Source organism: Nonomuraea sp. NPDC050202, from assembly GCF_040656115.1.
In the GTDB taxonomy this organism is placed as follows: domain Bacteria; phylum Actinomycetota; class Actinomycetes; order Streptosporangiales; family Streptosporangiaceae; genus Nonomuraea.
In genome coordinates, this window is record NZ_JBFALF010000008.1 from 228,383 (window position 1) to 238,427 (window position 10,045).

The window sequence follows — 10,045 nt, forward strand, 5'->3', positions numbered from 1 at the left end:
TGCTCATCTACCCCCCGGGCCACTCGTGGAAGACTCGGCGAGGCACCAGTTAGGCATCGGCGGCCCGCGTACCATATCGTCGCCGGAGGACCATTCGCCCACGGGAGCGCTGAGATGAACGAGTCGTTCGGGAGCCGCCTGCGAGCCAGACTCGACGCGTGCGGGCCGCTCTGCGTGGGCATCGACCCGAGCCCCGCCCTGCTCCACACCTGGGGGCTCGACGACTCCCCCGCGGCGCTGGAGCGCTTCTGCCGCACGGTGGTCGAGGCGGTGGCCGACGTGGCCGCCGTGGTCAAACCGCAGTCGGCCTTCTTCGAGCGCTGGGGCAGCCGCGGCATCGCCGTCCTGGAGCGCACCATCGCCGACCTGCGCGAGGCGGGCACGCTGGTGCTGCTCGACGTCAAGCGGGGCGACATCGACAGCACGATGGCCGCCTACGCCGAGGCGTACCTCGACAAGGGCAGCCCGCTGGCCGCCGACGCCGTGACGCTCAGCCCCTACCTGGGGTTCGGGTCGCTGGAGGGCGCGATCACCTCGGCGATGGCCAACGACGCGGGCGTGTTCGTGCTGGCCCGCACGTCCAACCCGGAGGCGGCCGGGCTGCAGCGGCTCGTGGCCGGCCAGGTGCTGGCCGGGGCCGCCGCGGCGAACGCGGGGCACGCGCCCTTCGGGCCCGTCGGCGTCGTGATGGGCGCCACGCTGCCCGCGCTGGAGCACTCGCTGGACGACCTCAACGGGCCCGTCCTGGCGCCCGGGCTGGGCGCGCAGGGGGCCACCCCGGCCGACGTGGCGCGGCTGTTCGGGTCCGTACGCCACGCCGTCGTGCCGTCGGTGTCGCGGGCCGTACTGGCCGACCCGAAGCTGGTGCGCTCCCGTACGCTGCACTACCGCGACGAGTGCGCCGCCCACCTCGCGGCCGGCGCCCCCGCTCAGAAGTGAGTGGCGATCCCGTACGCCTCGCGCAGGCTCGCCATGTCCAGCAGGTCGCGCTCCCTGGGGGTGTACCCCTGGTGGAAGTGCACCTGCTGGGCCACTGACAGGCACGGCACGGCCACGCCTGCGATCTCGCCGGTGACGAGGACGCCGGCCGGGTAGGCGAGGGCGCCGCCCCCGTCGTCGAGCCGCTGGAGCGCCGAGCCGTCGGGCCGGAAGTGCAGCGGATGCAGGTCCACCTCGCGCCCGCCGGGGCCCGTCATGACGAAACGGGCGGGCCGTCCCGGCACGACGCCTTCCGTGCGCTCGGCGTACCCCAGGCTCTCCAGGGCGGCGATCACAGCCGGCTCCTGCTCCACGCGGTGCAGCAGGTCGAGGTCAGCGTGCTCCCTGGTGATCCGGCCGACGAGCGCGTCGATGCCCCAGCCGCCGGCCACCCAGACCTGGCAGCCCGCCTTCCTGAGCGTCTCCAGCACGTGCAGCACGGCGCTCGCTTCGAACATGACGACGATCCTAGGTCAGCCGGCCCGGTGGACGGCGGCCAGCACCGCGTGCACGGAGGCGGTCAGCACCGAGGTGTCCTGGGCCGCGCCCCAGCAGGTGGTGCCGTTCACCTTGGCCTCGACGTAGGCGATGGCCCGGCTGCCCCTGCCGGGGTCCAGGGCGTGCTCGGCGTAGTGCAGGATGTCCACGTCGATCCCGTCGCCGGCGAGCGCGGCGGTCAGCGCGGACAGCGGGCCGTTCCCGGTGCCGCTCAGCCGGCGGCCGTTGCGCAGCGTCCCGGTGAACTCGTGCGCGCCGGGCCCGGTCTCCACCGTGCTCCAGTCCGCCAGCGCGCCGATCTCCCCCGGCGCCAGGTAGGTGGCGTGGAAGAGCTCCCAGAGCTGCTCGGCGGTGATCTCCTCGCCGCTGCCGTCGGTGGCCTGCTGGACGACCGACGAGAAGTCGATCTGCAGCCGCCGGGGCAGCTCCAGGCCGTAGCGGGTGTGCAGCAGGTACGCGATGCCGCCCTTGCCCGACTGGCTGTTGACGCGGATGACCGCCTGGTAGCCGCGCCCCACGTCGGCCGGGTCGATCGGCAGGTACGGCACCTCCCACGGCGCCTGCTCCGGCGGCACGCCCAGGTCGGCGGCCCGCTTGGCGTGGTGGGCCATGCCCTTGTTGATGGCGTCCTGGTGGGTGCCGGAGAACGCGGTGTAGACCAGGTCACCCGCGTACGGGTGGCGCTCGGGCACCGGCAGGCGGTTGCAGTGCTCGACGACCCTGCGCACCTCGTCGATGTCGGACAGGTCGATCATCGGATCGACGCCCTGGGCGTGCAGGTTCAGCGCGAGCGTCACCAGGTCCACGTTGCCGGTGCGCTCGCCGTTGCCGAACAGGCAGCCCTCCACCCGCTGGGCCCCCGCCAGCACGGCCAGCTCGGCGCAGGCCACGCCGGTGCCGCGGTCGTTGTGCGGGTGCACGGACAGGATCACGGCGTCCCTGCGGTCGAGGTGGCGGTGCATGTACTCGATCTGGTCGGCGTACACGTTGGGCGTGGCCACCTCGACCGTCGCGGGCAGGTTGTGGGTCACGGGGCGGTCGGGCGAGGCGTCCCACAGGGCGGTCAGGTCGTTGCAGACCTCCAGCACGAAGTCCGGCTCGGTGAGGTTGAACACCTCGGGCGAGAACTGGAAGCGGATGTCGCGGTCGCCCGCGAGGCGGGCGATGTGCCCGGCGGCGTCCCTGATCAGCGCGCGCAGCGCGGGCCTGTCGTGGCCGAGCACCACGTCGCGCCAGGTGGGCGCGGTGGGCGTGTAGAGGTGCACGACCACGCGGGACATGCCTTCGATCGAGGCGAAGGTGCGCTCGATCAGGTCGTGCCTGGCGGGCGTGAACACCACCACGCTGACGTCCTCGGGCACGGCGCCCGGCGTGGCCAGGTGGCGGATGAAGTCGAAGTCGAGCCGGCTGGAGGAGGGGTAGCCGACCTCGATCTCCTTGAAGCCCATGCCGGTGAGCAGCTCGAACATGCGGCGCTTGCGCTCGGGGTCCATCGGCTCGGCCAGGGCCTGGTTGCCGTCGCGCAGGTCGACGGGCACCCACAGCGGGGCCTCGGTGATGCGCCGCGCCGGCCAGGCCCGGCCGGTCAGCGGCACCTCGACGCGCTCGTGGGCGGGCCGGTAGCGGTGGTACGGCATGCTGCTGGGGCGCTGCCGGTTCCAGTCGTACACGTGTTTCTTCCCTCTCGGTCGTGACGGAGAGACCGGCATGCACCCGAACCACCGCGGCGGGGTGCCGGTCCGGTCAGGCCCCGCCGCGGCGGCCAAGAAGGAGGCGACCGTACGACGTCATGAGGGGTAGACTAACCACAACACAGGTCCTCAGACAACCTGAGAGGTTCACCGCCATGCCGCTCGGCTCACTCCGCCCCAGCCCCCTCGTCGAGCAGGCCACCGAGCACCTGCGCGAGCAGATCACGCAGGGCGAGTGGCCGGTGGGCACCCGCCTGCCCGGGGAGAACACGCTGGCCAGGACGCTCGGGGTGGGCCGCTCGACGGTGCGGGAGGCACTGCGGGCGCTGGCCGGGGCGGGGCTGGTGCAGGCCCGGCAGGGGTCGGGGGTGTTCGTGATCGCGACGGAGCCGGCGGAGGACTGGCCGGCCCGGCTGCGGCGGGCCGCCATCACCGACGTGTACGAGGTCCGCATGATCGTCGAGACCCAGGCGGCACGGCTGGCGGCGGGGCGGCGTACCGACGAGGACGTGGCGGCACTGGAGTCGGCGCTGCAAGGGCGCGAGCGGGCGGCGGCCGGTGACGACGCGGCCTTCGTGGACGCCGACATCACGCTGCACGCGGCGGTCGTGGCGGCGGCGCGCAACCCGGTGCTGTCGGACCTGTTCGCCGAGTTCGCGCCCGCGCTGCGGGAACGGCTGATCGACCTGGTGGAGATGCTGGAGCTGCGCAAGCACGACCCCAACACCGGGCACGGCACGCACGCCGGGCTGGTGGCGGCCATCCGGCGGGGCGACGGTGACGCGGCCGAGGAGATCCTGCGGGCGGAGCTGGAGCAGACCCTGGCCCTGCTCCACCGCCGGAACCCCTGACCGCCCGGTTTCCGCCGCCTGCGAGCCCGGCCGCACCCGCCCCGGCCTCAGCCCGTGGGGCCCACGTCAGGGCGGATCTCGTCGTCCTCGTCGCCGGGCTCCTCCTCAGGCTCCGGCTCGTCCTGCTCGTCGGGCAGGTCGGCGGGCACCGGACGGCGCGACCTCGGCGTGTCGCAGCCCGAGCGCTCGGCGACCACGTCGCTCTCCCCGCTCACCCCGCCCACGGCTTCCGGCAGCTCATCGGATGTCTGGCTCATAGCCTCTCACCTGCCCTGACGGCACTGCCCGAACCAGCCTTGCCAGGGTCCCGAGGGTGATCTCCCGCACGCAGCGCCCGACCGCCCGCATCATCCTGGCCGACCCGGACGACCGGGTGCTGCTGTTCCGGTTCATCCCGCCTGACCCGTGGCCGAAGGAGCCCGCCTGGCACCTGCCCGGCGGCGGCATCGAGGCGGGCGAGACGCCCGCGCGGGCGGCGGCGCGCGAGGCGTACGAGGAGACCGGTCACGTGCTGGACCCCGCCGAGCTCGGTGATCCCGTGGCCACGAACGAGGGCGCGTGGTCCAACCAGCGCCGGTCAGCCGAGCGCGTCCTCGATCTCGCGGCGGGTCGGCATCGAGGTGCTGGCGCCCTCCCGCTGCACCGACAGCGCCGCCGCCGTGGCGGCGAAGCTCAGCGCGTCGGCCACGGGCATCCGCTCGGTGCGCGCCACCGCCAGCGCCCCCACGAACGTGTCACCGGCCGCCGTCGTGTCCACCGCGTCCACCTTCACGGCGGGCACCCGCAGCCGCTCCCCCGACCTGGACCCGTACAGCGCCCCGTCGGAGCCCAGCGTGATCACGGCCTCCTCCACCAGCTCCAGCAGCGCCTCCAGGGCGGCCTCCGCCCCCTGGACGCCGGTGATGGCCGCGGCCTCGTGCTCGTTCGGCACGATGGTCGTGACCGCCTCCAGCAGCTCGGCGGGCAGCGGCTGGGCCGGGGCGGGGGTGAGGAAGACCGGCACGCCGGCCACGTTGCCGGCCTGCGCCGCCGCCACGACCGCCGCCATGGGCAGCTCGAGCTGGAGCAGCAGCACGCTGGAGGAGGCGATCGCCGCCAGGTCCTCGCCGGAGGGGCCGGTGATGGTGCCGTTCGCGCCGGGGACGACGATGATCGAGTTCGCGCCGTCGTCGTCCACCATGATGTGGGCGATGCCGCTGGGGCCCGGCACCTGGCGCAGGCCGCGCACGTCGACCCCGGCCTCGGCCAGCGTGGAGCGCATCTCCGCCCCGAACCCGTCGTCGCCCACCGCCCCCAGGAACGCCACCTCGCCACCCGCCCGCGCGGCGGCGATCGCCTGGTTGGCGCCCTTCCCGCCCGGCACGGTACGGAACCGGTGACCGGTGACCGTCTCACCCAGCTTCGGGGCTTTCGAGACGTACGCGACGAGGTCCATGTTGGCGCTGCCGAAAACCGAGATCATGACGTCATCATCTCCTGAGTACGGGCGGCCAGCTCGGCAAGACCCACCCCGTCGAAGCCTGTCAGGCTGCTGGCCAGGCTGTCACGCATGCGCCACCGCTCCGGCACGCCGCCGTTCAGCGCGCCCGCGACGGCCCCGGCCGTCGCTCCGGCGGAGTCGGTGTCCCAGCCCCCGGCGACCGCTCCGGCGATCGTGGCGGTGAAGTCGCCCCTGCCGTGGATCAGCGTGGCCGCCACCAGGGCGGCGTTGTTGATCGTGTGCACCCAGTGCAGGGCGCCGTGGCGCTCGTGGAGCCGGTCGACGACCCGTTCGAAGTCGTCCTCGCCCGCGGCGTCCGCGACCGCCAGGCGGACTGCCTCGTGCAGCCGCGACCCCTCGGGCACCACCGACAGCCCCGCCCGCACGACCTCCTCCGCGGAGCCGGCCACCATCGAGGCGGCGCACATCGCGGCCGCGAACATCGCCCCGTAGATCCCGTTCGCGGTGTGCGTGAGCCGGGCGTCGCGCCAGGCGTGCTCGGCCGCCGCCGCCGGGTCGCCCGGGTTCACCCAGCCGTACACGTCCGCCCTGATCAGCGCGCCGATCCACTCCCTGAACGGGTTGCGGTAGGTGGCCGTGGCCGGGGGCTCGACGCCGTCCAGGAGGTTGCGGTACGCGACGCGCTCGGCGGTGAACGTCCGGCCCGCGGGCAGCTCGTCGAGCCACAGCCTGGCCACGTCCTCGGTGGTGAAGCCGCGGCCGTGGCGCTCCAGGAGGGACAGGGCGAGCAGCGGGTAGTTGAGGTCGTCGTCCTCGGGGATGCCGTCGATGTTCTCGGCGAGGGAGTTGACGGCGCTGCGGCGGTTCCACGGCCAGCGGCGGGCGACGTCGCCCGGCAGGCCCTCGGCGGTGAACCAGCCGCGGATCGGCCAGTTGCCGGTGGCCTCGGCGATCTCCCTGATGCCCTGCCTGGGGATCTTCTCCACGGGCTTGCCCAGCACGCACCCGGCCGCCCGCCCCAGCCACGCACCGAGGACCCGCGCAGGATCCACTGCCACGCCCGCCTGCCGTGGAGCGGGCCAGGCGGGGCAGGCGGCGATGATGCCCGGCAGGTCCGACGGCTCGGGCAGCGGTGACGGGATGGCTGCCAGCTCGTCCAGCAGCTCCTCCGCCAGCCCGCGCAGCCGCGCCGCGCCCGGTTCCGAGGCGCCCGCGCGCGGCGGCGCGTCGTGCCCGCCTGCCGCGTGCCAGCGGGCCGCGATCTTCCGGACGTCGCGGCCGTCCTCGGCTGCCTGGCGCAGCTCGTGCCCGACGAGGTCCTCCGGCTGGACCCAGGTGAGCCTGATCATGCGCGCTCGAGCTCGGCGAAGGCGGACTCGTGGGCGCGGCGCCGTGCCAGGTCGCCGGCGTGCACGCGGCGCGCCACCTCCGCGATGGCCAGCCCGGGAGCCACCAGGTCCGTACGGCTGGCCGCCCCCACCTGCGCCACCCACTCCTGCGGCACGCAGGACAGGCCGCCGAGCGCGCCCGCGATGGCCCCGCCCATGGAGGCGATCGAGTCGGCGTCGCGCCCGTAGTTCACCCCGCCCAGCACGGTGTCGCGGAAGTCGCCCTTGGCGATCAGCAGGAACCCGAGCGCCAGCGGCAGCTCCTCGATGCTGTGCACCCGGCTCGGCCTGCGCGCGCCCAGCCCCTGGTCGCGGTAGGTGTCGGCGACGGTGTCGTACGGCCGCACGGCGGCGCGCAGCGCCTCGAACGAGCCGTCCCAGTGCCCCAGCCCGGCGGCGGTCTCGCAGACGGCCTCGATGGCGGCCCTCGTACCGTCCTTGGCCAGGCGCAGGCAGGCGCCCACCACGGAGTCGGCGGTGGCGCCCGGCCGCATGGCCTCGGCCACGGCGGCGGCCATCACGCCGGCGGCCTCGCGGCCGTAGCTGGACTGGTGCGCCCCGGTCAGCTCGATGGCCTCGGCGTAGGCGGCGTCGGGGTCGGCGGCGTTCACGATGCCGACGGGGGCCACGTACATGGCGGCGCCGCAGTTCACGATGTTGCCGACGCCGGCCTCACGGGGGTCGGCGTGCCCGTAGTGCAGCCGGGCCACGATCCACTTCTCGGCCAGGAAGATGCGCTGCAGGGGCAGCGCCTCGGCCTCCAGCTCGGGGATCCAGCGCCGCTCGCCCATCAGCTCGGGCACCAGGTGCTCGGCCATCGCGTACGCGTCCAGGTGGCCGCCGGTCTTCTCGTACACGCGGATCAGGGCGTGCGTCATCAGCGTGTCGTCGGTGATGTGGCCGTCGCCCTTGTGGTACGGGGCGATGGGGCGGGCGTTGCGCCAGTCCTCGTTGAACGGCGGCACGATGCCCTCGACGCGGCCCCCGTACCGCTCCACGATCTGCTCGGGAGTCCAGCCCTCGGTGGCGCCGCCCAGCGCGTCACCGACCGCCGCCCCCGCCACGCAGCCAGTGGCTCTGTCCTCAAGCGGCGTCATGCGATTCCCTCCAGTAGTTCGATCAGATCACGGCCCGCCAGGTCAGGCAGGCAGCAGCCGGCCAGCGTGCGGGCCGAGGCGGTCCACCCCTCCGGGATCGCCTCGTACCCGCCGCACGCCCCGGCCAGCGCTCCAGTGAGCGCGGGAGCCGAGTCGGCCAGCGGGGCCAGGCAGGCCGCCGCCGGGACGGCCCTGGTGAGGTCGCCGGCGGCGGCCTCGGCCAGCGCGAGCGCCACCGGGACGGTCTGCGCGGCGCCCACGCCGTAGCTGTAGACGTGGTCGAGCAGCGCGGCGTCCAGCGCGGGGATCGCGCCGAACGGGTCGCCCGCCTTCCTGGCGACCTCCAGGGCCAGGCGGGCGTTGTGGCCGATGGCGGTGTCCTCCGGCAGGACGGCGAGCGCCGCCTCCACCGCCGCGCCCGGCCGGCCCGACGTCACGGCCTCCTCGATCGCGGCGGCCACGGCCCGGGCGGCCAGCACGCCGTCGCCGGCGTTCGTCACCTGGGCGTCCTGCGTCGGGTCCCTCCCCAGGACCCCGTACGCGACGGCCCGGATGGCGGCGGCGTCATCGAAGTGGTGCGGGTTGTCGTGGCCGGAGGCGGGCGGCTCGACGCCCTTGGCCAGGTTGTCGAGCGCGGTCGCCACGGAGATGCGGGCCCTGACGCGCGGGCCGCCGCCGGTCCGGCCGCCGCCTGCGCCGTTACCCGCAGCGGTGCCCGCCCCGCCGCCCGCGCCGGCGTCATCGCTCGCGGTGAGCTCCCTGAACGCCTCGGCGCGCGGGCGGTCGATCGTCAGCATCGTCCACGCCAGCCACTCGGCGTCGTCGGACGGGCCCACCCGGAGCGGCGCGATGGGCTGGTTCAGCGCGAACGGCACCGGGAGCGTGGTGACGTGGTGCTCCTCGGCGAACGCGTCCAGCTCGCGGTACAGGCGGCGGCTCCAGGGCGCGTGCAGGGCCGCGCGATGCCTGGCCGCCGGCCAGCCCACGGCGTCACCGATGGCGAGGCCGATGAAGGCCCCCCTGATTCTGTCCCCCGACATGGTGATCTACAGTCCTTCCGCCAGCTCGTCGGCGACGTCCAGCACGTGTCTTCCGGCCACGACGGGCAGGCACTTGCCCGTCACGGGGCCTATCCTGGCGGCCCATCGGGCCGGGACGCCCCGCTCGCCCCGGCTCGCCCCGGCGATGGCCCCGGCGATCGCGCCGATCGTGTCGGCGTCCCTGCCCAGGCTCACCCCGAACGTCACGGCCGCCTCGACGTCGCCGTCCCCGGCCAGGAACGCGGCCATGGCGAGGGCGACGGCCTCCGGGGCGACATCGGTCCAGGGGTAGTGCTGGACGACCACGGCCCGGTGCAGGGCTTCGACGACCTCCGCCGCCACGTCCACCGCACCGGCGCCGGAATGCGCCCCGCCGGGCGCGGCACCGGAATGCGCCCCACCGGACGCGGCACCGGAATGCGTCCCATCGGACGCGGCGGGGGACCACCCCAGCACCTCGCAGGCCCGCACCACGTTCCTGGCCGTCCACGAGTCGGCCGGGATGACCGACAGGGCGGCCAGCACCACCTCGCGGGGCGAGGCGCCGCCCATGGCGGCGGCCACCGCGCCGGCGACCGCGCGGCCGCCCAGGATTCCCTCGCCGGAGCCGCTGACCAGCCCGTCCTGCTCCACGAGCCGGGCCGCCTCCGCCGGGTCCCCCGGGCAGAAGACGCCGTAGGGGGCGGCGCGCATGGCCAGGCCGTCCGACCAGCCGTGCGAGTGGGCCAGCCCCGTCAGCGGGGGCTGGAGGCCGCGGCGGAGGGCCTCGATGGTGCCGAGCTCGGAGAAGCCGGCGCCGCGCATCGGGCCCGTCACGCGAGGAATGATCTGCGAGCGGTAGGCGGCGGCCACGTCCGCCGGGGTGAGCGTGTGGCCGTGGCGGACGAGCAGGGAGGCGGCGAAGATGGCGTACTCCGTGTCATCGGTCCCCCCGCCCTCGATCTCGGTGAGCCGCCCCCAGCGCCGCCGGATCTCCTGCGGCGTGAGGTTCTCGGCCGGGGCGCCGAGGGCGTCGCCGGCCGCCAGGCCGAGCAGGCACCCCCGGGCCCTCTCCCGCACGA

Annotated in this window: 10 protein-coding genes and 1 pseudogene; 3 read left to right on the forward strand and 8 right to left on the reverse strand. The window is 74.8% G+C overall.

Features of this window, described 5'->3' with window-relative positions; translation table 11 throughout:
* Positions 1 to 114 precede the first annotated feature (114 nt).
* Complete coding sequence (gene pyrF / locus AB0I79_RS23840) at positions 115 to 939, forward strand: orotidine-5'-phosphate decarboxylase (protein ID WP_357876364.1); 825 nt, start codon at positions 115 to 117, stop codon at positions 937 to 939.
* Here the strand turns inward: pyrF and AB0I79_RS23845 are convergent.
* Positions 930 to 1,436, reverse strand: a complete 507-nt coding sequence (locus AB0I79_RS23845) for a hypothetical protein (RefSeq protein WP_357876366.1) — start codon at positions 1,434 to 1,436, stop codon at positions 930 to 932. The two genes, pyrF and AB0I79_RS23845, sit on opposite strands and share 10 nt — an antisense overlap.
* A 15-nt stretch (positions 1,437 to 1,451) precedes the next feature.
* The gene (locus AB0I79_RS23850) at positions 1,452 to 3,113 is read right to left on the reverse strand and encodes a 2-isopropylmalate synthase (RefSeq protein ID WP_357876599.1); all 1,662 of its coding nucleotides are present in this window, start codon (positions 3,111 to 3,113) and stop codon (positions 1,452 to 1,454) included.
* A gap of 209 nt (positions 3,114 to 3,322) precedes the next feature.
* On the opposite strand from AB0I79_RS23850, the gene AB0I79_RS23855 reads away from it, so the two are divergent.
* The gene (locus AB0I79_RS23855) at positions 3,323 to 4,018 is read left to right on the forward strand and encodes a FadR/GntR family transcriptional regulator (RefSeq protein ID WP_357876368.1); all 696 of its coding nucleotides are present in this window, start codon (positions 3,323 to 3,325) and stop codon (positions 4,016 to 4,018) included.
* 47 nt (positions 4,019 to 4,065) lie between these two features.
* Here the strand turns inward: AB0I79_RS23855 and AB0I79_RS23860 are convergent, their stop codons facing one another.
* On the reverse strand, positions 4,066 to 4,275 hold the full coding sequence (locus AB0I79_RS23860) for a hypothetical protein (RefSeq protein WP_357876370.1): 210 nt from the start codon (positions 4,273 to 4,275) through the stop codon (positions 4,066 to 4,068).
* A gap of 56 nt (positions 4,276 to 4,331) precedes the next feature.
* Here AB0I79_RS23860 and AB0I79_RS23865 point away from each other — a divergent pair.
* A pseudogene (locus tag AB0I79_RS23865) lies at positions 4,332 to 4,550 on the forward strand (NUDIX domain-containing protein); the annotation flags it as partial.
* A gap of 45 nt (positions 4,551 to 4,595) precedes the next feature.
* On the opposite strand, the gene rbsK reads toward AB0I79_RS23865, so the two are convergent.
* The 5 genes from rbsK to AB0I79_RS23890 are packed head-to-tail and all read right to left on the reverse strand — an operon-like array spanning position 4,596 to position 10,043.
* Entirely contained in the window at positions 4,596 to 5,480 is an 885-nt protein-coding gene (gene rbsK, locus AB0I79_RS23870; protein WP_357876372.1) for a ribokinase, read from the reverse strand.
* The gene (locus AB0I79_RS23875) at positions 5,477 to 6,808 is read right to left on the reverse strand and encodes an ADP-ribosylglycohydrolase family protein (protein ID WP_357876374.1); all 1,332 of its coding nucleotides are present in this window, start codon (positions 6,806 to 6,808) and stop codon (positions 5,477 to 5,479) included. Before AB0I79_RS23875 ends, rbsK begins: the two co-directional genes overlap by 4 nt.
* Entirely contained in the window at positions 6,805 to 7,944 is a 1,140-nt protein-coding gene (locus tag AB0I79_RS23880; RefSeq protein ID WP_357876376.1) for an ADP-ribosylglycohydrolase family protein, read from the reverse strand. The genes AB0I79_RS23875 and AB0I79_RS23880 overlap by 4 nt, the downstream gene beginning before the upstream one ends.
* Complete coding sequence (locus AB0I79_RS23885; RefSeq protein WP_357876378.1) at positions 7,941 to 8,984, reverse strand: ADP-ribosylglycohydrolase family protein; 1,044 nt, start codon at positions 8,982 to 8,984, stop codon at positions 7,941 to 7,943. Before AB0I79_RS23885 ends, AB0I79_RS23880 begins: the two co-directional genes overlap by 4 nt.
* Before the next feature lie 6 nt (positions 8,985 to 8,990).
* A complete protein-coding gene (locus AB0I79_RS23890; protein WP_357876380.1) occupies positions 8,991 to 10,043 on the reverse strand; it encodes an ADP-ribosylglycohydrolase family protein in 1,053 nt (350 codons plus the stop codon).
* Positions 10,044 to 10,045 lie beyond the last annotated feature (2 nt).